The sequence below is a fragment of the Gloeocapsopsis sp. IPPAS B-1203 genome, from assembly GCF_002749975.1.
GTDB lineage: Bacteria > Cyanobacteriota > Cyanobacteriia > Cyanobacteriales > Chroococcidiopsidaceae > Gloeocapsopsis.
Genome location: NZ_PEIG01000004.1, coordinates 350,400 through 375,704, shown reverse-complemented (window position 1 = coordinate 375,704; position 25,305 = coordinate 350,400). Strand labels below are relative to the sequence as shown.

The 25,305-nt window shown below is 41.2% G+C and carries 23 protein-coding genes and 2 pseudogenes; 15 read left to right on the top strand and 10 right to left on the bottom strand.

Going from position 1 to position 25,305, the window contains the following annotated elements:
* Nucleotides 1-54 precede the first annotated feature (54 nt).
* The 9 genes from CSQ79_RS09795 (at nt 55) to CSQ79_RS09755 (ending at nt 10,471) form a co-directional block, all read left to right on the top strand.
* Nucleotides 55-1,734 (top strand): HAL/PAL/TAL family ammonia-lyase, encoded by a 1,680-nt coding sequence (locus tag CSQ79_RS09795; protein WP_099700992.1) that lies wholly within the window; start codon nt 55-57, stop codon nt 1,732-1,734.
* Nucleotides 1,735-1,736: 2 nt separating this feature from the next.
* Nucleotides 1,737-3,377, top strand: coding sequence for a class I adenylate-forming enzyme family protein (locus tag CSQ79_RS09790; protein ID WP_099700991.1), 1,641 nt, complete (start codon nt 1,737-1,739; stop codon nt 3,375-3,377).
* 86 nt (nt 3,378-3,463) lie between these two features.
* On the top strand, nt 3,464-4,651 hold the full coding sequence (locus CSQ79_RS09785) for a thioesterase domain-containing protein (RefSeq protein WP_099700990.1): 1,188 nt from the start codon (nt 3,464-3,466) through the stop codon (nt 4,649-4,651).
* A gap of 101 nt (nt 4,652-4,752) precedes the next feature.
* Nucleotides 4,753-5,487 carry a GAF domain-containing protein gene (locus CSQ79_RS09780; protein ID WP_099700989.1) on the top strand — a complete coding sequence of 245 codons (735 nt, stop codon included), beginning with the start codon at nt 4,753-4,755 and terminating at the stop codon, nt 5,485-5,487.
* Nucleotides 5,488-5,595: 108 nt separating this feature from the next.
* Nucleotides 5,596-6,546, top strand: coding sequence for an SGNH/GDSL hydrolase family protein (locus CSQ79_RS09775; protein ID WP_099700988.1), 951 nt, complete (start codon nt 5,596-5,598; stop codon nt 6,544-6,546).
* Between the two features lie 28 nt (nt 6,547-6,574).
* Entirely contained in the window at nt 6,575-7,555 is a 981-nt protein-coding gene (locus CSQ79_RS09770; protein ID WP_099700987.1) for a glycosyltransferase family 2 protein, read from the top strand.
* 204 nt (nt 7,556-7,759) lie between these two features.
* Complete coding sequence (rfbC, locus tag CSQ79_RS09765) at nt 7,760-8,311, top strand: dTDP-4-dehydrorhamnose 3,5-epimerase (RefSeq protein ID WP_099700986.1); 552 nt, start codon at nt 7,760-7,762, stop codon at nt 8,309-8,311.
* Between the two features lie 341 nt (nt 8,312-8,652).
* On the top strand, nt 8,653-9,366 hold the full coding sequence (locus tag CSQ79_RS09760) for a sugar transferase (RefSeq protein WP_099700985.1): 714 nt from the start codon (nt 8,653-8,655) through the stop codon (nt 9,364-9,366).
* 232 nt (nt 9,367-9,598) lie between these two features.
* A complete protein-coding gene (locus CSQ79_RS09755; protein WP_099701033.1) occupies nt 9,599-10,471 on the top strand; it encodes a glycosyltransferase in 873 nt (290 codons plus the stop codon).
* Between the two features lie 274 nt (nt 10,472-10,745).
* On the opposite strand, the gene CSQ79_RS09750 is transcribed toward CSQ79_RS09755, so the two are convergent.
* Complete coding sequence (locus tag CSQ79_RS09750; RefSeq protein WP_099700984.1) at nt 10,746-11,615, bottom strand: DUF8623 domain-containing protein; 870 nt, start codon at nt 11,613-11,615, stop codon at nt 10,746-10,748.
* Between the two features lie 82 nt (nt 11,616-11,697).
* Here CSQ79_RS09750 and murG point away from each other — a divergent pair, with 82 nt between their 5' ends.
* Nucleotides 11,698-12,762, top strand: coding sequence for an undecaprenyldiphospho-muramoylpentapeptide beta-N-acetylglucosaminyltransferase (murG, locus tag CSQ79_RS09745; RefSeq protein ID WP_099700983.1), 1,065 nt, complete (start codon nt 11,698-11,700; stop codon nt 12,760-12,762).
* Here murG and CSQ79_RS09740 read toward each other — a convergent pair.
* The 3 genes and pseudogenes from CSQ79_RS09740 to CSQ79_RS09730 all read right to left on the bottom strand — a co-directional run.
* A pseudogene (locus CSQ79_RS09740) lies at nt 12,759-12,977 on the bottom strand (hypothetical protein); the annotation flags it as partial. The gene murG and the pseudogene CSQ79_RS09740 overlap by 4 nt on opposite strands.
* A gap of 236 nt (nt 12,978-13,213) precedes the next feature.
* Nucleotides 13,214-14,128, bottom strand: coding sequence for a sulfotransferase domain-containing protein (locus CSQ79_RS09735; protein WP_099700982.1), 915 nt, complete (start codon nt 14,126-14,128; stop codon nt 13,214-13,216).
* A gap of 512 nt (nt 14,129-14,640) precedes the next feature.
* The gene (locus tag CSQ79_RS09730) at nt 14,641-15,897 is read right to left on the bottom strand and encodes a sulfotransferase family protein (RefSeq protein WP_099700981.1); all 1,257 of its coding nucleotides are present in this window, start codon (nt 15,895-15,897) and stop codon (nt 14,641-14,643) included.
* Nucleotides 15,898-16,034: 137 nt separating this feature from the next.
* Here CSQ79_RS09730 and CSQ79_RS09725 point away from each other — a divergent pair, with 137 nt between their 5' ends.
* Entirely contained in the window at nt 16,035-16,250 is a 216-nt protein-coding gene (locus CSQ79_RS09725) for a DUF6737 family protein (RefSeq protein WP_099700980.1), read from the top strand.
* A 140-nt stretch (nt 16,251-16,390) separates the two neighbouring features.
* Here CSQ79_RS09725 and CSQ79_RS09720 read toward each other — a convergent pair.
* The 3 genes and pseudogenes from CSQ79_RS09720 to CSQ79_RS09710 all read right to left on the bottom strand — a co-directional run bounded on the left by CSQ79_RS09720 (nt 16,391) and on the right by CSQ79_RS09710 (nt 18,699).
* Nucleotides 16,391-16,979, bottom strand: a pseudogene (locus tag CSQ79_RS09720) (Uma2 family endonuclease).
* Nucleotides 16,980-17,013: 34 nt separating this feature from the next.
* Nucleotides 17,014-18,075, bottom strand: coding sequence for a hemolysin family protein (locus CSQ79_RS09715; RefSeq protein ID WP_099700979.1), 1,062 nt, complete (start codon nt 18,073-18,075; stop codon nt 17,014-17,016).
* 54 nt (nt 18,076-18,129) lie between these two features.
* Complete coding sequence (locus CSQ79_RS09710; RefSeq protein ID WP_099700978.1) at nt 18,130-18,699, bottom strand: thioredoxin family protein; 570 nt, start codon at nt 18,697-18,699, stop codon at nt 18,130-18,132.
* Between the two features lie 133 nt (nt 18,700-18,832).
* On the opposite strand from CSQ79_RS09710, the gene CSQ79_RS09705 reads away from it, so the two are divergent.
* Nucleotides 18,833-19,234, top strand: coding sequence for an NIL domain-containing protein (locus CSQ79_RS09705; protein WP_099700977.1), 402 nt, complete (start codon nt 18,833-18,835; stop codon nt 19,232-19,234).
* 152 nt (nt 19,235-19,386) lie between these two features.
* The gene (locus tag CSQ79_RS09700; RefSeq protein ID WP_099700976.1) at nt 19,387-20,001 is read left to right on the top strand and encodes a hypothetical protein; all 615 of its coding nucleotides are present in this window, start codon (nt 19,387-19,389) and stop codon (nt 19,999-20,001) included.
* 135 nt (nt 20,002-20,136) lie between these two features.
* Here the strand turns inward: CSQ79_RS09700 and argJ are convergent, their stop codons facing one another.
* Both argJ and gatB read right to left on the bottom strand, forming a co-directional pair.
* Nucleotides 20,137-21,477, bottom strand: coding sequence for a bifunctional ornithine acetyltransferase/N-acetylglutamate synthase (gene argJ / locus CSQ79_RS09695; protein WP_099700975.1), 1,341 nt, complete (start codon nt 21,475-21,477; stop codon nt 20,137-20,139).
* A gap of 278 nt (nt 21,478-21,755) precedes the next feature.
* On the bottom strand, nt 21,756-23,240 hold the full coding sequence (gene gatB, locus CSQ79_RS09690) for an Asp-tRNA(Asn)/Glu-tRNA(Gln) amidotransferase subunit GatB (RefSeq protein WP_099700974.1): 1,485 nt from the start codon (nt 23,238-23,240) through the stop codon (nt 21,756-21,758).
* Nucleotides 23,241-23,527: 287 nt separating this feature from the next.
* On the opposite strand from gatB, the gene CSQ79_RS09685 reads away from it, so the two are divergent.
* Nucleotides 23,528-23,932 carry a RusA family crossover junction endodeoxyribonuclease gene (locus CSQ79_RS09685; RefSeq protein WP_289500993.1) on the top strand — a complete coding sequence of 135 codons (405 nt, stop codon included), beginning with the start codon at nt 23,528-23,530 and terminating at the stop codon, nt 23,930-23,932.
* Nucleotides 23,932-24,606: a hypothetical protein gene (locus tag CSQ79_RS09680; protein ID WP_099700973.1), complete on the top strand. Its 675-nt coding sequence runs from the start codon at nt 23,932-23,934 to the stop codon at nt 24,604-24,606. Before CSQ79_RS09685 ends, CSQ79_RS09680 begins: the two co-directional genes overlap by 1 nt.
* A gap of 336 nt (nt 24,607-24,942) precedes the next feature.
* On the opposite strand, the gene CSQ79_RS09675 is transcribed toward CSQ79_RS09680, so the two are convergent.
* Nucleotides 24,943-25,305 carry a VOC family protein gene (locus CSQ79_RS09675; RefSeq protein WP_289500992.1) on the bottom strand — a complete coding sequence of 121 codons (363 nt, stop codon included), beginning with the start codon at nt 25,303-25,305 and terminating at the stop codon, nt 24,943-24,945.

The following is a 25,305-nucleotide window of genomic DNA, read 5'->3' as shown; positions in this document are numbered from 1 at the left end:
CTCCGACCCCTGACCTCCGACCCCTGACCCCTCTTATTTGCAAGGAATTTCTAAATGAATACAGCAGCTTTACAACAGACACATTCTACAAAAACTGTCTCGATAGGTAATCGCAACATCACTATCGATGAAGTTGTGAGTGTGGCACGTCATGGTGCCGAGGTACAAATCAGCACAGCAGATGACGTTACGCAGCGCGTGCAAGCATCTTGTGACTATATTGCCGATGCAGTGGCAACAGGTAGACCAATCTATGGTGTCACAAGTGGTTTTGGTGGAATGGCGAATGTTGTCATTTCACGCGAGTATGCCGATTTATTACAGCATAATCTTGTTTGGTATCACAAAGTCGGTGCTGGACGCAAGTTACCACTGACTGATGTCCGTGCCGCAATGCTGTTGCGTGTTAATTCACATTTACATGGTGCTTCAGGAATTCGCCGCGAGATCGTGCAGCGGATGGAAAAGTTTCTCAATGCTAGAGTGACACCCCACGTTCCTGAATATGGCTCGATTGGTGCAAGTGGCGATCTAACCCCATTGTCTTATATTACAGGTGCTTTGATTGGTTTAGACGAACGCTACACTGTTGACTTTGATGGTGAAGAAATTGATGCAATTTCTGCCCTAAATCGTTTGGGATTACCACAGTTGCAACTCCAAGCAAAAGAGGGATTAGCCATGATGAATGGCACCTCTGTCATGACAGGAATTGCGGCTAACTGCGTGTACGATACGCGGCTGTTGATGGCGTTGACAATGGGCGCACACGCGCTGATTTTACAAGGTTTAAACGGCACAAATCAATCATTCCATCCCTTTATTCACGAACTGAAGCCGCATCCAGGGCAAAAATGGGCAGCATACACCATGCTCGATCTCTTAGCAGGTTCGCGCTTGATTCGTGACGAATTAGATGGTACGCACGAGTATCGCGGTCAAGCTCCGATTCAAGATCGTTACTCGCTACGCTGCTTGGCACAATATATGGGACCAATTGTTGATGGTGTATCGCAAGTTGCCCAACAAATTGAGGTCGAAATGAACTCGGCGACCGATAATCCGCTGATCGACGCCGAAAATCAAGCAAGCTATCACGGCGGTAATTTCTTGGGACAGTACGTCGGGATGGGAATGGATCACCTGCGCTACTACATCGGGATGATGGCAAAACACCTTGATGTACAAATTGCTTATCTCGTCGCCCCAGAATTTAATAACGGCTTACCGGCTTCTTTGGTTGGTAACAAAGAACGCATTGTCAATATGGGACTCAAAGGATTGCAGATTACTGGTAACTCGATTATGCCGTTGTTGAGCTTCTACGGAAATTCAATTGCCGATCGCTATCCTACCCATGCCGAACAATACAACCAAAATATCAACAGCCAAGGATTCGCTGCTGCGAATTTAACGCGCAACGCTGTTGAGATCTTTCAGCAGTATATGGCGATCGCTCTCATGTTTGGCGTGCAAGCAGTTGATTTAAGAACGTATGCTTGTGTAGGTCATTATGATGCTAGCGAGTGTTTATCTCCAGTCACGCGACGTCTGTATCAAGCTGTGCGTGAGGTTGTGGGACAGCCACCATCAGCAACTCGCCCTTACATCTGGGACGATCGCGAACAACCTTTAGACGAACATATTGCTAAAGTTGCGGCTGATATTGCTACTGAAGGTGCGATCGCTGCAGCGGTAAAAGATCTCTTAACTAGCTTGAATAAGGACTCGTAGTGATGAATATTGCCCAACATATAGAACGCGGTCATCATTTATTTCCCGATAAGACTGCGCTCATTTTTGAAGAAAGATCTTACACGTACAAAGATCTCGATTTACTAGCAAATCGCTTTGCCAATGGGTTGCGCGATCGCAATATTCATCGCGGCGATCGCATTGCTTTATTTTTGCCGAATATTCCTGAATTCATCATTGCTTATCTCGGCATAGTAAAAATCGGTGCGGTTGCTGTATCGCTTAATGCCATGCTTAAAAGCACCGAAGTCAGCTTTATTCTCAATGATTCAGGTGCAAAGGCAATTGTCACCACTGCAGAACTTGTCGAGAATGTCCCCGAAGCCGACTTACCTGAGTTAAAACATATCTTGATTGCTGAAGGCGAAAGCAGTCAGGGAGTAAGCTTAGCTGAGTTGATGGCAAGTGCTGCACCAGAAGCCAAAGCAATTGAAATGGATCGTTATGCACCTGCTGCGATCGTCTATACTTCAGGAACTACAGGATTTCCTAAAGGTGCGACTTTATCTCACGGTAATGTTGTTTCTAACAGCTACTCGCAAAACCGTTGTTGTGGCATGAGTGCCGAAGATCGCATCTTACTGTACTTACCACTGTTCCACTGCTTCGGTCAAAATGCCGTCCTCAATGCTGGATTAAACGCCTGCGCCACAATCGTTCTCCATCGTCATTTCGATTTAGAGAAAATTCTCAAGTCAGTCGTCACTGAGCAGATCACAATGCTCTTTAGTGTACCGACAGTCTACATCCTACTTCTGAATATGGGAACGTTAGGCTATGACTTGAGTTCAGTTCGCTACTACTTCTCAGCCGCTGCACCACTTCCTGTAGAGGTTGCTCAAAAGTGGTTTGACAAGTATGGCTTAGAAATTCATCAAGGCTACGGCTTGACAGAAACATCTCCCTGTGCTAGCTACAACAATGACTTTAAATACAAAGTTGGGTCAATAGGTACGCCGATTGAAAACGTCGAGATGAAAATCGTCCATGCGGATGGCAAAGACGCCCTACCAGGAGATCTCGGCGAAATTATTATTCGCGGTCCGAATGTCATGCTGGGCTATTGGAATCGCCCCTTTGAAACCGCAGAAGTGATTAAAAATGGGTGGTTTTTCACTGGCGATATTGGTCAAATTGACGAAGATGGCTACTTCTATATTGTGGATCGCTCCAAAGACATGATTAATGTTGCTGGATTCAAGGTCTACCCCACAGAAGTAGAAAACGTTATCTATCAACATCCCGCAGTAGCCGAAGTTGCCGTTTACGGCGTTCCCAATTTAGAAACAACTGAAATCGTCAAAGCCAATATAGTCCTTAAGCCAGAGCAAACCGTAACAGAAAAACAAATGATTGCTTTCTGTTCTGAACGCATGGCAGCTTATAAAGTACCTAAAGCGATTAAGTTTGTTGATTCTATACCCAAAAACCCTACGGGAAAAGTCTTAAAACGGGTTTTGCGCGACGAGGCTGCAAATGAAGTAGTCAAACCAAGAAGCTTTGCTACCAAAACTGCTGTTACAAAAACACCAACGCCAGCCACAACACCAGCTACAACTAATAATTCAAATAAAGGTGTCTTCAAAGCTTTAGGTAATTTGTTCAAACAAAAAAGCAATTAGCTAAAAACCTTACAGATGAATTTAGGGTGTGAACGAGCTTTCGGCTCTTAGCAATCAGTTGTCTTTACGTAAATTGAAGAGAAATCATGAAATCAGTAGAAGAAATGAGTGTCTCCCAAACAGAACTAAACTCAAAGCTAGAGCCAGACTCAGAAGGAGAAGTTTATATTGCACCACGCAATTCTATAGAACTCCAACTTGCCCAAATTTGGGAGCAGGTATTGGAAATTCAACCAATTAGCATCATAGACAATTATTTCGATCTCGGAGGAGATTCACTAAGGGCACTACGGCTATTCGACCAAATCGAGCAAACATTTGGTAAAAAGCTATCTTTAGCAACTTTAATTCAAGCGCCAACACTCGAACAACTCGCTGAAGTCATTGGTCAAGAATCGGAATCGGTTTACTTTAAATCGCTGGTTCCTATCCAACCGAGTGGCTCTAAACCACCGTTATTTTGTATGCATGGTAATGGTGCTCATGTTCTCGCTTTTCAGGATCTTGCTCAATATTTAGGTGCCGATCAACCTTTTTATGGATTGCAAGCACGGGGAGTAGATGGCGTCACAACTCCTTTGAACCGAATTGAGGATATGGCTGCTGCTTACATCGAAGAAATTCGCGCAGTTCAACCAGAAGGACCATTTTACTTAGCAGGATTCTCTTCTGGAGGTGTGGTGGCGTTTGAAATGGCAAAGCAGTTACACGCTAAAGGTGAAGAGGTTGCATTTGTAGGCTTACTCGATACGTTTGTTCCAGGTTGTTTCAAAAAAGTGACTGTACCTGAGTGGTTCTCGCGGCAGTGGCGTAACTTCTGGCGTTTCGGGCTGAAACATCCAGTAAAAATTGCCTACCGCAGTCTGGAAAGAAAAGTGTACGTTGTCTACTGGAGCACTTATCTCAAACTAGCAGGGAGCTTGCCTTATTTTTGGCACAGAAAGTATGTAGGATATAGCATTAGAAAAGCAATGCGCACCTATACATTTCAACCTTATGCAGGTAAATTAACGCTGTTTCGTGCCACCGAAGTGCCAGGCAAAGGATGGTATTACTATCCTACAGGAATGCCTACTCCTGATGATTGGTACACAAAAGATCCCGAATATGGCTGGGGCGATCTTGCCGAAGGTGGATTAGAAGCACACGATCTTCCTGGCAATCACTCGACAATTCTTAAAGAACCCCATATTGAAGTTCTAAGTAAAACATTGGAAGCTTGCTTGGAACAAGCACGTTCTGAAGTGACTGTTGATGAGTTGAGTCAAGTATAATGTAGCCTGTTGGGGAGTTGCAAAGGGCTTTGATGTGACACATTAATATAGAAAGCGATCGCCTAATAGCTCACTAGATCCTTTTTGCCTTCTTAAAAATTATGAACTTGCACAAAAACGTCACAAACAATAATAGCCACCTCCCCACTTCTCTAAGCACAGCCCTGAGTGAACTTGAGGAAACTGCAACTCAAATTGAAGCGGAGGTAGCAGAAATAGCTGACTGGCTTTTGCTACCCTTAGATGAAAAATCTGTACCAGTTCCTTCTTTACTGCAAAATCTACTTTATCCCCTGCTCGATTGTATTCGTCAAGTTCTTAAGGTAGATACGGCAACAGTATTACTCTGCTCAGAAGACAAACAAGATTTGATTGTACAAGCAGCTTGTGGTTTGGAAGAAGAAGTCGCCGCAGGTATTCACATTCCGATCGGATATGGCTTCGCAGGTAAAATTGCTGCTAAACGCGAGTTGACATTTGTTGAAGATATGTCCCAAGTAGACGTTTTCAGTCCAATTTTACGTCACAAAGGACTTCAATCTATGTTAGGTCTACCGTTGCTCGTAAACAATCAAGTAGTGGGGGTTTTTCATGTTGGGACTTTTCAATCGCGCCAATTCACTATAGATGAAGTGCAGTTACTCAAAAATGTTGCTGCTCGTATTGGGATAGTAAGCGATCGCATATTGACACTATATGCATCAACTCAAGAGAAATTAAAAGTCAAAATACTGTATCAACACCACCAACTTGTTAACTTTCAATTCTTGAAAGTAGCGAAAGAGTTTCTTTTATCTCTTATTGGGTTGTATAACTCAGAATACTCTGTCGTGTAAAGTTTCGAGTATAAACACAGTTTTTATGATGTTATGTATGGAATAAGAGTAGTGCTAAAAGTACTACTCTTAATTTTAATGTCGAGTATTTGACACTAGTCACCAAATATGAGCAGAAAAATCTTACATCGACTGATCCAACATACTGTTTTTACAAAAGTTATTTTTCTGTTGTATTACAGTCATGTTATTAAAATTACTATTATTACTCTCTCAATTAAAAGTAAGCTGACAAGAAATCAGCACAACTATAGTCGTTTCGCTTTAACTTCCGTAAAGGTTGACATTTCTGCTAATCCTAGTAACGATGTGCTAGCAAACAGCGATGCGATCGCTGACTTAGAAGAAAAATGTGCATTTATTCCTGAATACAACTCACCACTAAAAATTATGCTTCTGGGTGACTCTATTACCCAAGGAGTCAAAGGAACAAATGACAGAGATAGTGGTGGTTATCGCCCCGAGCTTTGGCAAAAGTTTGTTGCTGATGGATTAGCAGTTAAGTTTGTTGGCTCAAGAACCAGTGGACCTGACACACTTGGAGATAAAACTCATGAAGGTCATCCTGGATGGACAATGAAGGAAATTACCGCATCAATTGATGAGTGGCTTGATACAGCTCAACCAGACTTAATTTTATTAATGATTGGTACTAATGATACGCGCAAAAGTTCGCTCAGAACAATGATTGAAGATTTTAGTACTCTGATCGACAAAATTACTGCGTGTTGTCCTTACTCCCAACTACTTGTTGCTTCAATTCCACCTGTTCATCCTGCAGCGAAGCCAGCAATTCGTAGTCTGCGCGCAATGTATTTCAATGCAGCAATTCCTAGTATTGTTGCCTCTAAAGTAGCTCAAGACAAAAAAATACACTTTGTAGATATGAGAGGTTTAAGTATTCAAGACTTAACAGCATCACTATCGCTTGATCTAGATATAGGACTGCATCCTAACGCCCAAGGCTATCATGAAATTGCCAATTTTTGGCACGATGCTGTGTTAAGAGTGATTAGCGATCGCCAAACTAACTTAGCTTTTTCGCGTTCTCAACAATAATTTATTAATAGTAGCTTTTCTAGACTTTATGCAATTAAATACTACTCACAAAAACTTGGTAGTGAAAGAAGATAGTAATTGCCCACTCGTTAGCATTGGTTTACCTGTTTATAACGGAGATGATTTATTAGAAAAAGCTTTAAATTCAATTCTGGCACAAACTTATTCAAATTTTGAACTGATTATTTCAGATAATGCATCAACTGATAAAACTAGGGAAATCTGTGAAGCTTATGCAGCCAAAGACAACCGAATAAAATACTATCGAAATGATAAAAATATTGGAGGACATAATAATTTCAATCGCGTCTTTGAATTAGCTACAGGTCAGTACTTTAAGTGGGCTGCTCACGATGATTTATGTGCTCCAGAGTTTATAGAGAAATGTGTCAGCATACTTGAAAAAAATCCATCAGTTGTTGTATCTTATCCTAAGACTAAACTTATTAACGAACGCGAAGAAGTTCTACCGAATAATTGTGATGAGAATCCCTTATTAACACACTCATCAAAGCCTCATATACGGTTTCGCAATCTTATTATTGACTCTTTTGCTAAACCACATCGCTGTTTGCAATTATTTGGAGTCATGCGCCGAGATGTTTTGGCAAAAACTCCTTTATTAGGTAACTATCCAGGAGCAGATAAAGTTTTACTAGTTAAAATGGCACTTCTTGGTCAATATCACGAAGTTCCTGAGTACTTTTTTTTTAATCGCAACCATGCTCAACGTGCAAGCAAAGCACTGTCAAATCCTTATCTACGTGCTACTTGGCTTGACCCAACTCTTAAGGACGGAAAACTCGTATTTCCTCAAGGCAGAGTCTTTTTAGGATATATCAATTCTATCAATACAACTTCCTTAAGCTTATACCAGCAAATCCGTTGCTATCTTCACTTGTGTATTTGGCTATTGAAATACAAAAATGCACTGATCAAGGAGTTAATTAAAGCAGCGATATGGCCTATTTACTTCTCGATACAACGTAGAAGAATGGTGACATCTTAAACTTGGTAACTGGTAACTGGTCATTAAATAGCGATTAGCCGTTAGTGGTTAGCGGTTAGCGTCTGTGTAGCTTAATGCTAATTGCCAAGTGCTAAAAGCTTTTCCATTACCCATCAACGCCAGTTGCTACGACGGAGGAAACCTCCGCACAACACTGGCTCCGCAACGCACTGGCTCCCCATTACCCAACCTACGGAGAAAATAATGCGATTTAGCGAAACCTCACTTAAAGGTGCATACATTATTGACATAGAAGAAAAACCAGATCATCGTGGTTTTTTTGCCCGCACCTACTGCGCCGAAGAATTTGCGGCACACGGATTAAAAGCAACAGTAGCACAATGCAACTTGTCGTTTAACCATCACAAAGGAACGCTACGCGGGATGCATTATCAAGTCGCCCCCGCTTGTGAAACTAAACTGGTGCGCTGTATCTCTGGTGCAATTTATGACGTGATTGTCGATATGCGCCCACAATCACCAACGTACTTGCAACATATTGGTGTGGAGTTATCTGCTCAAAATCGGCGTGCATTGTATGTCCCAGAAATGTTTGCTCATGGTTATCAAGCACTGACAGATGGTGCAGAAGTCGTCTATCAGGTCGGTGAGTTTTACACTCCAGGCTATGAACGGGGCTTGCGCTATGATGACCCTGTTTTGGGCATTGATTGGCCAATCCCTGTCAGTGAGATTTCTGCTAAAGATGCTGCTTGGGCTTTGTTGGACTCTCTACTTGTGGGCAGCTATGCTTAATGATTGGGCTTGGTTTTTTACAAAATTCCTGAATTAGATCGCGCCTAAAGTCGTTAGATGCTTCTGCTCCTCATTAAGTAGATTATTTACCTTTGTAGGATATTTCTCCTATCTCCTCTTTCACAAGAGGCATATCGAATTTAGCTGAATAAGCAAAAGCCACTATGGGATTAGTGGCTCAAATTCACCTTTTAAGGTCTGAATTTTTGTAGATGCTACCAAACTTGCTGCTGACTAGTCGCTCTACCTAAGCTAGCTAGCAACAGACAGTTATGTGGAGCATTAAGAATACCTATATACATTTTAACACATTGACCGTGCATTTTTTTTTGGAGATAGGTATGTCCTCCCCAAATTTTATTCCTAGTCCAACTTCTGAAGTCAGTGTCAGCTCTTTGTATCAAAAGCCAATTCTACGAGTGCGATCGTGGCAATATACACTGCAATGTCTCGGTAAAAGATTTCTTGACTTTCTTGGTGCTGGATTAGGAGTACTTTTTTTAAGTCCACTTCTACTCGCCATCGCTTTATTTATTCGCCTAGATTCTCAAGGACCAATTTTCTTTCGTCAGCATCGCATCGGGCGAAATGGTAAAGCTTTTGTCATTTGGAAGTTTCGTACAATGGAGGTGAACGCAGAAGAACGACTCAAAGAGCTTGAGCAGCATAACGAGTCTGAAGGTGGTGTTTTATTTAAAATGAAGGAAGATCCGCGTGTCACTCGTGTCGGTAAATTCCTGCGCCGGACAAGTTTAGATGAGCTACCACAACTATTTAATGTATTGCAAGGTAGCATGAGCTTGGTAGGTCCTCGTCCTTTGCAGTTGAGAGATTATTACTTAGCAATCAAAGACTACAACGATGATATGTCGCAACGAGCAACAATGTTACCTGGCGTAACAGGATTGTGGCAGGTCAGTGGACGTAGTGAAGTCACTTTTAACGATATGCTGCAAATGGATTTGTTCTATAAAGAAAACTGGAATTTCTGGTTAGACATAAATATCCTTTGGCAAACAGTTTTAGTTGTTCTGTTACGCAAAGGAGCTTATTAACTCAGTTGATTTAGTGATTGAAGTTACTTAAGGAGAACTCATATATTTCAAAAAGTTAAAAGCTCTATATTATTAGCTTTTTTGCTTATACTAGCATAGGATAACTTATTTCTACAAGTGTTTTTATGCTCTAAAAAAAAATGTTTTGTAAACTTATTTTAGAGATAGAAACACTTTGATGTCAAGGGCAAAAAATGATTTTAATTTATTCCAAAAAAAAGGAAGAAATGTCATGGAAAAACAAGAGCGGGTTAAAGTTTTCATTGGATCAGGAGAAGCGAGCCTTTTAGAAAGAAAGACTTTGATTCACTCTCTACGCAAGCACTCTCAAAGAGAACTTGATATATATGTATTAAACGGTACGCATAACTCCATTACCTTAAATGATGGGGAGCCTTTTCTGGCTCCGATGTCATTAAAGATCAAGTGTCGTAATGCTACTGAATTTAGCCTTTATAGATTTATCATTCCTGAAGTTTGTAACTTTCAAGGAAAGGCAATTTATGTAGATTCTGACATAGTATGTCTAACTGATATAGGCAAGCTATTTGATACACCAATGAACGGTTGTGATTTCTTAGCCAAACAAGGAGCGCAGAAAGGTTATCGCGGTAGTGGCAGTTATTGGGGTCTTAGCGTCATGTTAATTGATTGCGAGAGAACTCAATTTAATTTGGAAACAATTTTCAATGAAATTGACCAAAATCTGTATAATCAAACCGATTTCATGGTCATGAACCAGACTTTTCTAACACATCATCCCTATACCATTGGAGAGCTAGATCCTGGTTGGAATATGCTTGATGTTTGCGATAAAAATACTAAGCTTATTCACTATACGGGACTGTTTAGTCAACCGTGGAAATATCGCAATCATCCGCATGGAGAACTGTGGTTTAACTACTTTAAAGAGGCGGTTGCATCTGGCTATATCACTAAAGAAGACATCTCTTTGAGCCTACACAGAGCTTATGTAAGAAAAGACTTATTAAAAGGAAATTATTCTTTCTTAGGGCGCGAGAGAAATTATATTAAACAGTTTGTGCGATCGCTCAAGCCAACAAAAACAAAGAAAGATAGGGAATCTAGCTTAGCGACTAAATAAGTTTCACCATCTTGCCTGAATGCGAGTAGGAATGAATCTCTACTCAATAAATAAATTCCATCCTGGTGGAATTATTGATAAAACTTTTACTTTGTGTAATAAAGTACACTTTGCATGAATAAACTTGACTTTAGTCAGAGGGCATCTACAATTCATGCAAAACTATTCAACCAAAAATAATAATATTTAAAGATGCGTTGCAGTCATGGTTAAAGTACTAAATCAACTCCTACAACGCAATTCTTACTTCACTCGTTGCTGCAAGGTGTAAATTTTATCTTGCAGATTGAGTTGTTGACTGATTATTACTTGCAGCATTTGCACCAACAACTTGCAGTCGTTGAGTCACCATAGTCATACCATCTCCCCGAACGACGATCGCAGAAATCCAACGATGACTTCCAGCAGCTGGTGCGCGACCTTGTTTAAAAATACCGCCAGCAGGAAGTAATTCCAATTCAACTGGCACAGGATTCAGATAATTGGCTGATTGCACAGGTTCTTCAATCACCGCTCCTAAAAGATAATCATCTCCAAGAGGCTCTTGGACGATCGCATCAAAATTAAACTGTTGTCCTGCTTTAACTTGTTGGGGCAATCTTACCTCAATTGTTGGTGGCTTGGCTCCAGCTCTTAATTGACTGCGTTCCCATAAGATATCTTGGCGGACAATTTTTTCATTCTCAATTCGCTGTCGCGATCTAATCGTCGCATTAAACATTAAATTTCGATTGTCTTGTACTTGACTACCGCTAATATTGGTAATTGTTTCAGCAACAATCGCGCGTCCTTCTGGCTTCCACGATTCAACGCGTGTTGTGTATCTTAATTGTGGGTAGCTTTGCCAAAGTTGATTTAGAGACTGCGCCATACTTTGCTGCGTCAAGCCGTCAGAATGCGTGAAGTTTGTTCCATAGTATTGCACGACTGCATTGGCATTATGTGCGTTAGCAGCTGCATCAATACGTGCTAGGAGATTTTTTAACGCAGGAGGCGCGTCGGGTGTTGCTTGAGCTTGAACGCGGTGTGGTTGTACTGATAAGGTGAGTGTCATCAGTAAAAGTGCTACCCAACTGCTAGCTGACAACTTATTTTGTTGATGAAACTTTCGGGAAGGGGTTAAAAAAAACATAAAGTTACGCATCGGTGATAGCTTGATATTTGATTACTATAAAACAGTTAATTGTTTAATCTTAAGCTAACCTGGGCGTTGACTTTGTAACTCAATGGCAATACCAACAAAATTATTAATTGCGGCAAGTGGTACTGGCGGACATCTGTTTCCAGCGATCGCACTAGCTGAACAATTACCAGATTATGAGATTGAGTGGTTGGGTGTTCCCGATCGCTTAGAAACACAGCTAGTTCCTGCACAATATCCACTCCACAAAATTTCGGTCGCAGGATTTCAAGAACGGTTAGGAATTGGGACGCTACGCAATCTCAGTAAAATTGCCAGTTCGGTTTTTCAAGTCCGCCAGCTACTGCAACAAGGCTCATTTCAAGGTGTTTTTACCACAGGTGGGTACATCGCTGCCCCTGCTGTTATGGCGGCGCGATCGCTGGGAATTCCTGTCATTCTGCACGAATCTAATGCGATTCCTGGCAAAGTCACGCGCTTTTTTAGCTCATTTTGTACTGCTGTGGCACTGGGATTTGAACCTGCAGCCCAATATCTACCACGCATTCAAACAATTTATACTGGTACACCTGTGCGATCGCAGTTTTTAAGTGAGAAAGTACCTCCCCTCGCTCTGCCAATTCCCGACAATGTTTTTCTCATCGTTGTTGTCGGTGGTAGTCAGGGTGCAGTTGCAGTCAATCAACTGATCCGTCAGTGTGCGCCAGCATGGTTTGACGCTGGTATGTGGATTGTACATTTGACAGGAAACAACGATCCTGACGTTGCAAGTCTCCACCATCCGCAATATTTTCCGCTACCTTTTTACGACAATGTGGCAAGTTTGCTGCAAAGAGCAAATTTAGCGATTGGGCGATCGGGGGCTGGTACTGTCACTGAGTTAGCGATTACTCGTAAACCTGCGATTTTTATTCCACTGCCAACTGCTGCGGAAGATCATCAATTCTACAATGCCCAAGTCTTAGCTGCGTCAGGTGCTGCTATCGTATTTCGCCAAAAAGAATTAACTCCTGCTATGTTGCAAACTCAAGTGTTGGAGTTATTGCACTCACCCGAAGACTTGCAAAAAATGGCTGATGCTGCAGGAAAAATGGCAGTTTTTGATAGTGCTGAAAGGTTGGCGAAGCTGGTAAGACAGTTAGTTCATTAAGATATACCGCAGATGCCTTCCAACTTTCTTAGAGGCGACTCAGCCGAACCTGGCTCAGTCAGTTGGCGGTGTTGTTCAGCAGCGATGGTATCAGGTAAAACCTTGCTTACGTTACCTTGAATTTTCGTCATCACTGAACCTGCACTAATTGCATCCTTACCTGCCATTAGTGCCTCAAAACCTTGCTTGGCAACCTCAGATGGATCGTCCTTCTGATTTGAATTGAGTCGCATAGGATATCAGTTTCGCAGTCGTCAGTTCTGTTAACCCAGCCCCAACTACAATGACCCGCTTACTCATCGACCATGATTCATCATTTTAAGACCAAGATAGTTTAAAGGCGATCGCTGCTAATAAAACGATGAATCCTAGCGTCCGCCGAAAGTAATTAACACTAGGTAGTCTAGTTTAACAACGGCAATTCTAGCGATTGTGTTGCAACAAACTCTGTTTAGGGGCGAATCACCTCTCCCGTAGCAAGCCAATGAGCACATTCTTGCCCAAGATTACGCAACGCGGTTTCTTCATACTTGGCGATATCTTCTTCAGTTAAGATATCCTTCCATCTTCTATTCGTGCCTTTATAGATAAATGTCTGTGCACCTCCCTCCCAAAAAACTCCCGCAAGAGGCACAATCTTTGATGCATGTTGCTTCATATAGTCGAAACTACAGTGTTCCAGAATCATTGACCAATTAGACTCATCGATCGTAATATCAAAAAACTCAGCTATTTGCTGAATTTGAGCTGCCATGTCTCGTTTCAACTCAGCATAGTGAACTAACATGACATTTGGTAGATGGCGGATGTCCCACCAAGATTTGACATTTTCCCACATTGACCACAAAGGGTAGCCATCTTGCTCAAGCCAATCTCGAAAATATGTCAAGATTGACTCAGGTGGATGTTCAATAGGTGGACCTACTCGCCCAGGAGTATCATTAAGTGCCTCATACCATGCTTCGTTAGCTTTTGCATGGTGGTTGTATAGGCTCCAAACGACATCGCGACCGTCACGGGCAATGTAAAGATATTTAGCTTTAGGTGAAAAGACGAGAGCGTCTACTGGTAAGTGCGTTTTAATAAATCGGCGGTGGGTTTGAGCTTCTACTATAGGAAGCTTAATATCTTTAGGTGGTATGCGAAGATCCAACCAGGGAGACATCTCAGCTAGATCAAGGTCTTCTTTACCATGCCAAATTAGCTGTGCAACGATTTGCTGTAACCAGGTTGTCCCTGATTTGCCGTAGCTTGCAATGATAATGTCATCGTCTCGGAATTGGAAGTCGTTCCAAATTGTGGAATCAAAATGATGGTTATGTAACTCACGTACTTTTCTTGGCCATTCGTCTAAAGTTTGGCTCATAGTTAACGCCCTTTGATATTTGTTGACAAATATATTGATGAATGTGAAGTGATCTAATGTATTTAGATTGACTTTTCTCGTGTAGCACTTACATTAGAAGCTATCTTACGAGTCTGCAATTTATTCTTTCAGTACGACTATCTAGGGTGATATAGACAGTTTCTGTATATAGTTCGGCAAACTACATAATATGTTCATACACATTACAGGTAGGTATTTCCGCAGTTAGCTACAAAATTTTACAATTTATAAAATAGAGTGCAGCTTAACTTACTTGTGAGATCATTAATAATTGAGCTTAGAGTAGTGCAAGAATAGCAGCAATAAATGAGTGCGATCGCTACTGTCTCTGGGCGCAAGCAAGCTGAAATTGTAAGTGAGGATTGAGGTTAGTAGATCTCCCGTGTGACTGGAGGAGTTTAGCCGTTTTTCTTTTGATAGAGCGTTCGGGTATCTGTTTTGAGCGCACAATTCGAGTCGCAGCGTAGGCGTATAGGTAGTAGCTCGTAAACTCACTCGCGCACAACATTAAATTTTTCACAGTATTTTGCAAATCGACTATTAGCCCTTTCAGGATCTAGCCCAAACTGCTCTAAAGAGTACCGATGAACTCCATGCTTATGCTGGGGATTTTGTACCAACCAGGTTTTGATGTTTTCTGCCATTTGGGGATGAAAATCATAACCAAAATATGTATAGATCTGACGTACTGTACCGATAGGATCTTGCACAAGGTTGTGGTAATCTACATCATAGAAACGAGAAGGCGCTTCTGAAGCGCGGACTTGCATTTCTCTTTCCAAAGCTTTAGCAATGCGATCGCTCCAGTAGTGTCCTAAATGCTTTGGTTCGATGCGATCGCTATAAATTCCGCGAACTATTGCAGTTAAACTGCAGACCGAAGGAAGCACTTTAAGAGGATCGCGGTGTGTTTGCACAATGCAAGCATCAGGAAAAACTTTAATCAGTGCATCCAAGTAAAATATATGTGCAGGTGCTTTGAGTACCCAATGATCGCCTGGATAGTGCCATGCTAAAAGTTGCAACTGCTGCCGATAATATTGATATGCTCTGACCATATCATAGGTTTCCATCCAACTCACATAACTTTTCACATTTGCCCGCAGTTCAAAAATCAAGCTAGTAAATTCATGTCCAAACAAAGCATTGCATTCTTCAGGTCCTTTGGGATTAAGATTGTGCACTGTAGCAAGTTGTGGTGCTAAAGTGTTGTACTGTTGAACAAATTTCTCTACCTTTTGAATCCGAGGATCGCTGTTGCGGTTGCAGTACTCTGGTGGCGGGGAAGGACTTGCTAATTCCCATAGATGCAACCAACGACTTGTAGGATCTTGAGTTAATAGATTATGCAGTAACGTAGTACCAGATCTTGGCATTCCTAAAATAAATAATGGTCGTGCGATCGGTACTTGTAATATTTCAGGATAACGTTTGATATCTTCTTGAATGCGTAATCGATTCATCAGCAGTTGAAGACAAGATTTGCGCATGAAATAGCGCCCAAATAAGTTGAGTTCAGCGTCTTTTTCTAAAGACTCCAGTAGTATCCGTAGTGGTAGCCGAAAACTTTCATCACCCCAATCAGATAAAGCTGTTTTACTCCTTGCAGCAGTCAGTAGTGATTCTTCCGAAAGGTTAACTAACGAAATGCCATTCTGCTTAAGAGTTTCTCCTACCCAGTTTATCCCACGCAACCACAAAGGACGATAAGGGTTTTCAAATGTCAGATTGTGTAAGGCTTGTGTCATAAGGATTTGTGAAGCACTAGTTCATGTTGTTACTACAAAAGAATTTTGCAATAATCCTTATAGATCAGTCTCAATTGCATATGAAGTTTTGCATCAAAATGATATAACTAAGCAATAGTCGTGTTGCGATCGCCTTAATGTCACAAAAACCTATCAGTGTCTGGAACTACAAACCCTGGTGGTGTCAACCTTGGTCTATCATGCTAACTGGGGTGACACTCATTGCTGGTAGCTGGATTCTATTTAAGACTTTTTGGTTAACAAGTCTAGTTGCTATTCCTGTACTAGCGTGGATGGGATTTTTCTTATTAATTTATCCACGATTAGTTGTGTATGATGATTTGCAAAAGTAAAGATTAATATCAAATCCGGTTAACTACTTACAATTAAAGTTCTGATTGATTAGCAACTAGTCGCTAGCCACTAGCCACTCAATTATAGCTTGGTTATTCAACCGGAGATGATATACTTGTCTTCAGATATTACTCCTAATTTAGCTGCCTGCTTTTAACCAGTTGAACATTTGATTCACACTTAAGTTTAATTTTATATATTCTGGTACTGGTAATCTATCATCATTAGTCAGTTCTATTGGTTGTTGCCCAGGGAAAAAAGTTAGCACAGAGCGACTTTCTAGATCGATAAACCAACCTAATTGAGTACCATATCTTAAACAATGCAGGATGTTACTAATAACTTTGGTAGCATTTTGAATTGACTTCGTCAACGCTTCGCGAACAGGAGAAAGAATTTCAATTGTCCAATCGGGATGTAATGCAAATATATTTTCAACTTCCCCGTCTTGAGCGAAAGGAATTCTATTCCAAGTCAATACAGTAACATCAGGAACAAGCGATCTACCGCCAAAAGTACAGCGCAATTCAGGAAATGCTAGAGCATTATTTTTTGTTTCTGCTACTTGATTTACTGCTTCACACAGCTTGAGTTGCAATCGCGAGTGTTTACCTTGAGGCATTGGTTTTTGATAAATCTGACCATTAACAAACTCAACTAGCAGGCTTAGTTTCTGGTAGTTTGAGAAACTCTTCTAGTGACATTTGCTGATGCAGTATGGTTATCATTTTTTATGTTTGTAAATTAATCAATAATTAAAACTTAAGGTTTGTTCTTCGTAGATTTATTTCCAAAAATTTTAAACTGCAACATGCGCTCGCGTTTTTTCCTAGCAATTTCTTGAAGATCGATAATTCGATCTGTTTCATCTACAATTTCTCCAGTGAGGACTTCTAGCACATCTTCTAAAGTGACAACTCCAGCAACGTTACCATATTCATCAACAACAACTACTAAATGTTCGCGGGCTTCAAGGAAGTTTTTCAGTAATTTATCAGCGCGAATTGTTTCAGGAACAAAGCGTACTTTACGCGCAAGATTAGCAATCTTTTGGTCATTATTTCCCTCTACCATTGCTGCTAGCAATTTTTGTTTAAGCGCAAACCCCAAAACTTGATCAATAGATTCCCCTACTACAATAATTCGGGTGTGTTGCGAAGCAATAATTTCTTTTTTACACTCTCCAAGTGTCAAGTCTCCCGATAAATGCGTGATAATGGTTCGTGGAGTCATTAAATCGGCTGCTGTGAGATCGTTTAACCGAAAAACCCGCTGAATCATTTCGGCTTCATCATCTTCAATTATGCCTTCTTGATATCCAATATTTGCTAATAATTTAATTTCAGCTTCGTTTGTTGTTGGTCTTCTTTTTCCTTTCGTAAAAGGTTGTGTGGCTTTCTCAACAATCCAAACTATAGGCTTTAATAAAAAAGTAAGTCCTTTAACAGGTATTGCTGCTAGTAAAGATATTTGTTCAGCATATCTTTCACCAACAGTTTTAGGAACAATTTCACCAAAAATGATAATAAGAAAGGTAAGAATTGCTGAGAAAACACCTAACCACGCATCTCCTAAAACATTGGTTGCAACACTACCAATAACAATGCTACCAACAATGTTAAATATATTATTGAGAATAACAATCGTTGCAATGGGACGACTAATCTTCTCTTTAATTGATAACAGTGCAACCGCTGAAGGAATCTTGTTCTGCGCTAACTGACGCACCCTGATCGTAGATATTGATAGTAATGCAGTTTCTATACCGGAGCAGAGTGCTGAACCAGTAAGAATTATTAAGACAATGATAGCCAGAGTTATCATATTATTTAAATTTGTTGCAGACAATGTGAAGCCTGCAAGAGTGTTTGAGATATTTTAATTGACTACTTGACTACTATGAAGTCGCGGATCGTCTGCATTATCAGCAGGTGCTACAGGTGCTGTAAACTTGGAAACTTGACCGCTACTACTTTGGGCATAAGGTAGGGGTGAGTTTGCAACTAAAGCATCTAAATTTGTTGCCATAATCATACGAGGTTGTTCGCCAATGCTTTGTGCGATCGCTTTACCCTCTTTGTTCAAAAACACAAAATGGGGAATTCCGTCAACCCGATAATTGAGAATTTCTGGCAACCACTTGCTGTTATCGACATTGAGCATGACAAAATTCACCGATTCGCCATATTCTTGCTTTAACTGTGCCATATCTGGTGCCATTGCTTGGCAACTAGTACACCAGTTAGCATAAAATTCCATGAGCGATGGTTTGCCATTAGTCAGTGCCACTTCAAGTGGAACAGATTCCTCATCTAAGTGCGTCAACGAAACTGCACTCGTTTGGTTTCTCAAGCCTAAAACTAATGCAACGCTCAGCGCGATCGCAACCAAGACAATCAAAAAATTTCTAACGCGCTTGCCAGTATTTGCTTCCGGTGTCACACTCATAACGTTTCGATTAAAACTTGTCCAGCCCTAGTATTACTTAGTGTAACTGAATCGGCACGAACCTCTAGCCTTCCTTTGTTTTCTCAATACACTAGAGGTAGGGGCAGTCATCGAGTGCAGAGAGAATATTACTGTGAAAAAGCGAGTTACTCTTACCTTTCCTAAACGTGCGGTGCAAATGCCAGTAACTTATCGCCTGGCAAAAGAATTTAATGTTGCCGCGAATATCATTCGTGCGCAAGTTGCCCCCAATCAAATCGGTAAACTCGTTGTGGAACTATCTGGCGATATCGATCAACTAGATGCGGCAATTGAATGGATGCGATCGCTTCATATTACTGTTTCGCAAAGTGTAGCAGAAATTGCGATTAATCAAGATATTTGTGTTGATTGTGGCTTGTGTACGGGTGTTTGTCCGACTGAAGCTTTAACCCTCGATCCTGATTATCGCCTGTCATTTACGCGATCGCGCTGTATTGTCTGCGAACAGTGTATCCCTACCTGCCCAGTAGAAGCTATTTCAATTAATCTTTAGCCCTTTTGGGAAAAGTACGCCAAGAGAAGACATAGAAAGAGATTTCCCCAAACAATTCAGGATTGATATATTCTGAAAGATATGTATAATAGCTCAACTTCTGGATGGATTGAAATTGTTAATTCTTTCAAATAAACTAGAGACTTCTCAAGATGGCGTATAGCGATTTCAGTCTTGCTAAAGTTAAAAATGAGTTTGGCTTAATACTAGACGAAAGTCGTAGCTTATTTGGTGATACAAAGCCAGTTTTACCGTCAGAAACATTAAAAATTCTTTTAAAAGATTATATTCCTTTAGCAACCTCTATCTCAACAGAAAAAGCAAGGTCAGAGTTTTTAATTGCACCAATTTTAGCAGAAGTGAGAAGATTGCTCAATAATCAAATATCTTTGTTCTCTGGTAATGAATTTAATGTCGATTCTAATCAAGGCTTACAAGGTTTTTGCAACTATATTATTAGTGGTTCTCAAGAGCAGTTATTTATTACGACTCCTGTAGTTATTATTTTTGAGGCAAAAAAGGAAGATATCATAGGTGGGCTTGGTCAGTGCGTGGCAGCGATGGTAGCGGCTCAGTGCTTTAATCGAAATCAAGGAAATGAAGTTGAACGCATTTATGGTTCGGTTACTACTGGAACTAACTGGAAATTCTTAATTTTAGAAGGAACTATTGTTTATATTGACTCAATTGAATACTATATCAAAGAAGTTGAGAAAATTTTAGGAATTTTACTGCAACCATTTCAACCTGCCTTGACTACTGTTTGAGTACGATTGTGTAGATCATCTCCAATTGAATAACCAGGCTATGATTGAGATGCGAGTGGCTAGTTACTAGTGACTAGCTAATCACTCATTACTTTAATTGTAAGTAATTAATCAGATTTGATATTATTACAAGTATCAAGTTGTATACTCGGCATTAATCTTGACGTAATCGTAACTTAAGTCACAACCCCAAGCTTTCCCAAAACCTGAGCCATGACCAATACTCACTGCAATAATCACAGGGTTATCAATTCTTTGCAATGAAGCATTGGCGCGATCAAACGGTAGTGATATTCCGGCTTCTACTATAGATAAATCATTACTTGTATTTGTTGCAACAACTTCTTTCGGTAATAAAGATTCCTCTGCAGTTTGCTTTAAATAAGCACTTGCACCTGCACGATCAAAAGGTAATGGTTCGCCATTTTGCATCAACTCAAAATTACCCAGTTTAATTTGCAAGTTTTCTTGCTCAAAGGGAACTCCCGCACGCCCTGCTGCTGCGGCAATTCTGCCCCAGTTAGGATCGCGTCCAAAGATTGCAGATTTGACTAAAGATGAACCTGCGATTGTTCTTGCAACTTTCCTTGCAGACTCCTCATCAGTTGCACCACTAACTTGCACTTCAATTAAACACGTTGCACCTTCACCATCACGCGCAACAGCTTTTGCAAGACGTTGACACACTTCAGTTAGCATTGCTTCTAGCTTCTCAGCTTCAGCCCCCATTTCTGTAATTGCCGGAGTGCGCGATTGACCATTCGCCAGGGCAATCAGAGTATCATTTGTGCTGGTATCACCATCCACAGTGATTTGATTAAAGCTTTTATCTGCGGCGCGACTCAGCATTTGTTGCCATAAAGAAGGAGAAACCGCAGCATCACAGGTAACAAAAGCTAGCATTGTTGCCATATTCGGATGAATCATACCCGACCCTTTAGCAATTCCACCAATGCGCACAGGGCGATCGCCCATAGTCGTTTCTAAAGCAACAGATTTTGTCACTAAATCAGTAGTTACAATTGCTTGCGCAGCATCATCAGACCCTGTGTCGGAAGCAGCTGCGACAAGTTTAGGAATTCCGGTTTTGAGTGCATCCATGCGGATTCGACGTCCGATCACGCCTGTAGAAGCAATCAGAACTGAATCAGAAGGAATATTCAGTGCTTGCCCTAGTAACATGGCACTTTCTAAAGTATCTAGCCATCCTTGCGAACCTGTAGAAGCATTAGCTTGTCCAGCATTACATAATATTGCTCTAGCACTTGATTTAGCTTGCAGGCGCTGGCGACAGTAATCGACACACGCGGCGCGGACTTGGGATGTGGTAAAAACACCTGCGGCGATCGCTTCGACATCTGACACAATCAATGCCAAATCTGGAAGTCCTGAAGGTTTCAATCCCGCTGTTATTCCTGCTGCTTTATATCCTCTGGGAGCAGTCACGCCACCCTCAATTTCTTGCCATTGTGACATTCTATCCTGCCTTTGCCCGCACTTCCTGCCTACAGCGCTTTTTTATTGTCCCCAATGACTCATTTCGCGCCATTATCAATAAAAAAGGAGAGTCTTTTGTGCGACTCTCCCGATCATCAGGGTGCATCTACTCTGCAAAGTATACCAGGTTAGATAGCATTGATTTACTCGCGATTCTAGATTTTTTGTTAAGACCCCTTGAAGATTTAGGTGTTTATAGCTGAGAGAATTTTTTGATAAATTCCACCCACTAACCACTAGCCACTAGCCACTAACCACTAACCATTAAGCTTTTTCGCCAGTAATTGATTTGTCAACTTAGGATCAGCACGTCCGCCAGTTTCCTTAAGAACTTTTCCGACAAAGAAGCCAAGGAGTTTGGTTTTACCGTTGCGGTACTGTTCTAGTTCTTTCGGGTTAGCAGCAATGACTTGATCGATAACTTGTTCTAACGCGCCCGAATCTGAGATTTGACCTAGATTATCGCGGAGGACGATCGCTTTGGGCGAACCACCTTTTGTTAATAACTCTGGCAAGATGTCTTTGCCGATTTTACCGCTGATTGTATTGTCTTCAATCAATGTCACGAGTTCTGCAAGGGCTTCTGGTTTGAGTGCAATTTCGTTGATACCCAGCTTGTTTTTATTCAGGTAAGCCGCAATATCACCCATTATCCAGTTTGCTGCTTGTTTAGCAGATGCACCGGAGGCGATCGCAGTTTCAAAATACTCAGCTACAGTGCGATCGTCGGTGAGTACTCGTGCATCATAAGGTGAAAGTCCTAATTCGGTTTCATAACGATGGCGTTTTTGGGCTGGAAGTTCAGGAAGTTCACTGCGCCATTTTTCGAGTTGTTGAGTTGTCACTTCTATTGGTGCGAGATCAGGTTCAGGAAAGTAGCGGTAATCACTCGAACCTTCTTTGACGCGCATACTAATAGTACGTTGAGCGCCTTCTTCCCACAAGCGAGTTTCTTGAATAATTCTTTCTCCCGCTTCTATCGCAGCAGTTTGGCGTTCAACTTCGTATTCAATCGCGCGTTGAATCGCGTTGAACGAGTTCATATTTTTAATTTCGACTTTCGTGCCAAACTCTTTTTGTCCCACAGGGCGCACTGAGATATTGACATCGCACCGTAAAGAACCTTCTTGCATATTGCCGTCACTGACACCCAAATAGCGTAAAATGCGGCGGAGTTCTTGCGCATATTCAGCGGCTTCTTGTCCCGATCGCATATCTGGTTCCGAGACAATTTCAACTAATGGTACACCTGCACGGTTGTAGTCTACTAAAGAATATGTTGACCCTGAAAGGCGATCGCTTCCTGCATGGACTAATTTTCCAGCATCTTCTTCCATGTGCAGCCGCGTAATGCCAATGCGTTTGCGTGTTGGATTACCATCGCCATCAACAAGTTCAATTTCTAACCAGCCGTGTTCTGCGATCGGTAAGTCATATTGAGAAATTTGGTAATTTTTCGGTAAATCAGGATAGAAATATTGTTTCCGGTCGAATTTGCTATATTTAGCAATCTCGCAATTAAGTGCTAAACCTGCTTTAACGGCGTATTCTAGAACTTTTTCATTTAAAACAGGTAATACCCCAGGTAAACCCATACAAATCGGGTCAATGTTAGTATTGGGGTCTGCACCAAACTCAGTCGAGCTACTAGAAAATATTTTAGTTTTTGTACTCAGCTGACAATGGGTTTCTAAACCAATAATCGCTTCGTAATCGGTTTTTACCGCAGTAGCAGTAGTCATAATCAAACCAAGCAGCTATTCTTTATTAGGCTACTATTGTAGACTGCGATTCACCGAATAGCATTTGAGTTCAGTGTTGATTAGCCACTGAAGATTCATCATTGACAATTTGCGCAATTTGTGGTCATAAGGTATGCAGTAATGGATTTTCAAGCAATCTATAAACATCTACACTCCAGATAGCATAGAATGTGCACCTTAGCTATGTAAAATAATTGTCTATTAAACAATACAATCAGTGAACTGAGGTCTAGAAAAGGTAGTTTCTCAGTTCTGGCAAGGAAACTTTGATCAGGTTTGAGTTCATAGTAGACGGTCCACCAGTATCCCAACAAACTCGTAGACGCGAAAGGCTAAGGGAATGGAAAATCTATGTTCGGCAAGAAGCAGAGAAGTTTTGGTCATCTAAGCAAAAAATAACCACTGGGTTGGTTATGCTTCAAGTGACTTACTTCTATGACTCAATTGCAATTGATGTAGACAACATAGTCAAGCCGATTCAAGATGCAATTATTGGTTTAGCTTACGTTGACGATGAACAGGTAACAGATGTCTTAGTCAGGAAAAGAGATTTATCAGGTAACTTTAAAATAGAGAATATGACTTCGACACTGGCAGAAGGCTTTGCTCGTGGCAATGAGTTCCTGCATATTGTCATAATGGATGCTCCAGACCAGGAGGTAATTACCTGATGGTATCGGCTGCAAATCTTGAAAGGGAACGCTTACTCAAAATAGCACAAGAGTATCGTGAGAAAGGTTATCAAGTCCTGTTTCAACCACAGCTTGAGGAATTGCCTGACTTTCTTAGGGGCTATCAGCCTGACATGGTAGCACAGCGAGGAGAAGAGAAAGTTGTTGTTGAAGTTAAATCACGCTTTTCACTTAATGCTTCCTCCGCCCAAAGTTTACGCTACTTAGCTCAAGAAATTGAGAAACACCCTGGTTGGAGATTTGAGTTGGTAATGACTAATCCAAATGACTCAATACACTCTACTCAGATAGAGGGATCGCTTCAAGAACAGGAAATAGCATCACGGGTGGAAGTAGCAAAAGAACTTGCAGATAAACATCCTGAATCAGCTATCCTTTATGCTTGGGCTTTAGCTGAGGCGACATTGAGGCTATTAGCACAAAGGGAAGGATTGAGCTTACAAGGATTCGATCCAGCTTACTTATTAAAACAATTAGTAACTGAGGGTGTAATTTCTAAAACTGAGTATGACTTATTGAGAAATACTTCTTCCTTGCGTAATGCCATCGCTCATGGCTTTAAAGCTGCACAATTGACTCCAAACTCTGTTCATGAACTTCTCGGTGTTACAGATCAACTATTGCGCTCTTTGCATACTAGACCTCCTGCATGAATCGTAGATGCCCTACGACTCCCTTCGGGGCTATCCAGGCAAAGTGTACCTTCGTACACTAAAATGAGATTTTTAGTAGTAAGTCCACGGAGGTGGACTTTGTTTATTTAGGTGCGAATTTATTCGCCCAGTATTCACGCAGGAGGTCTATTGATTAAGCTGTGCATGAACGTGCCAGAGTTATCAGTAAGTTGCAAAGACTATCTACCACCGCTGTGTTTTATTATTGTACTGAAACTTTTTATATGACTGCTATACGTAGGATATTTAAATAGCCTTTTTTTTTAGAACTCTAGTGTTTAACTGTGAGATGAATGGAGCGATCGCCAAGTTGTACTATTGTAACCGTTGTGTTGCTTTCCACTCACTCAAAGAGACAACTCCGAGTTCGGGACGTGGTACCTCTGGTAGCATGGCAAGGTATTCTAGTAAATGTCCATCTGGATCAGTAAAGTAGATTGACAACGCAGGCATCCAGCCAATAACTACCGGTTCTTCAACAGGTTCTCCGTAAAAGCCTTTTGGGATAATTCCAGCAGCTTGTAATGAAGAGGGTGCAGCAAGTATTTCTTCAATGGTGCTTGCGAACGCTAGATGTAATTGCATTGAGTTTGGAGCAAAGCCGATTTCCCATAAGCCAAGCATCGCTTGCCCATGCCCCCCAATCCAAAAGAAAGCAACATGACGTTCTGGCAACAC

What these genes read in the sequence shown, in the direction of transcription:
- CSQ79_RS09795 (WP_099700992.1), top strand. Translation starts at nt 55, where the DNA reads ATGAATACAGCAGCTTTACAACAGACACATTCTACAAAAACTGTCTCG.
- CSQ79_RS09790 (WP_099700991.1), top strand. Translation starts at nt 1,737, where the DNA reads ATGAATATTGCCCAACATATAGAACGCGGTCATCATTTATTTCCCGAT.
- CSQ79_RS09785 (WP_099700990.1), top strand. Translation starts at nt 3,464, where the DNA reads ATGAAATCAGTAGAAGAAATGAGTGTCTCCCAAACAGAACTAAACTCA.
- CSQ79_RS09780 (WP_099700989.1), top strand. Translation starts at nt 4,753, where the DNA reads ATGAACTTGCACAAAAACGTCACAAACAATAATAGCCACCTCCCCACT.
- CSQ79_RS09775 (WP_099700988.1), top strand. Translation starts at nt 5,596, where the DNA reads ATGAGCAGAAAAATCTTACATCGACTGATCCAACATACTGTTTTTACA.
- CSQ79_RS09770 (WP_099700987.1), top strand. Translation starts at nt 6,575, where the DNA reads ATGCAATTAAATACTACTCACAAAAACTTGGTAGTGAAAGAAGATAGT.
- rfbC (WP_099700986.1), top strand. Translation starts at nt 7,760, where the DNA reads ATGCGATTTAGCGAAACCTCACTTAAAGGTGCATACATTATTGACATA.
- CSQ79_RS09760 (WP_099700985.1), top strand. Translation starts at nt 8,653, where the DNA reads ATGTCCTCCCCAAATTTTATTCCTAGTCCAACTTCTGAAGTCAGTGTC.
- CSQ79_RS09755 (WP_099701033.1), top strand. Translation starts at nt 9,599, where the DNA reads ATGGAAAAACAAGAGCGGGTTAAAGTTTTCATTGGATCAGGAGAAGCG.
- CSQ79_RS09750 (WP_099700984.1), bottom strand. Translation starts at nt 11,615, where the DNA reads ATGCGTAACTTTATGTTTTTTTTAACCCCTTCCCGAAAGTTTCATCAA.
- murG (WP_099700983.1), top strand. Translation starts at nt 11,698, where the DNA reads ATGGCAATACCAACAAAATTATTAATTGCGGCAAGTGGTACTGGCGGA.
- CSQ79_RS09735 (WP_099700982.1), bottom strand. Translation starts at nt 14,128, where the DNA reads ATGAGCCAAACTTTAGACGAATGGCCAAGAAAAGTACGTGAGTTACAT.
- CSQ79_RS09730 (WP_099700981.1), bottom strand. Translation starts at nt 15,897, where the DNA reads ATGACACAAGCCTTACACAATCTGACATTTGAAAACCCTTATCGTCCT.
- CSQ79_RS09725 (WP_099700980.1), top strand. Translation starts at nt 16,035, where the DNA reads ATGTCACAAAAACCTATCAGTGTCTGGAACTACAAACCCTGGTGGTGT.
- CSQ79_RS09715 (WP_099700979.1), bottom strand. Translation starts at nt 18,075, where the DNA reads ATGATAACTCTGGCTATCATTGTCTTAATAATTCTTACTGGTTCAGCA.
- CSQ79_RS09710 (WP_099700978.1), bottom strand. Translation starts at nt 18,699, where the DNA reads ATGAGTGTGACACCGGAAGCAAATACTGGCAAGCGCGTTAGAAATTTT.
- CSQ79_RS09700 (WP_099700976.1), top strand. Translation starts at nt 19,387, where the DNA reads ATGGCGTATAGCGATTTCAGTCTTGCTAAAGTTAAAAATGAGTTTGGC.
- argJ (WP_099700975.1), bottom strand. Translation starts at nt 21,477, where the DNA reads ATGTCACAATGGCAAGAAATTGAGGGTGGCGTGACTGCTCCCAGAGGA.
- gatB (WP_099700974.1), bottom strand. Translation starts at nt 23,240, where the DNA reads ATGACTACTGCTACTGCGGTAAAAACCGATTACGAAGCGATTATTGGT.
- CSQ79_RS09680 (WP_099700973.1), top strand. Translation starts at nt 23,932, where the DNA reads ATGGTATCGGCTGCAAATCTTGAAAGGGAACGCTTACTCAAAATAGCA.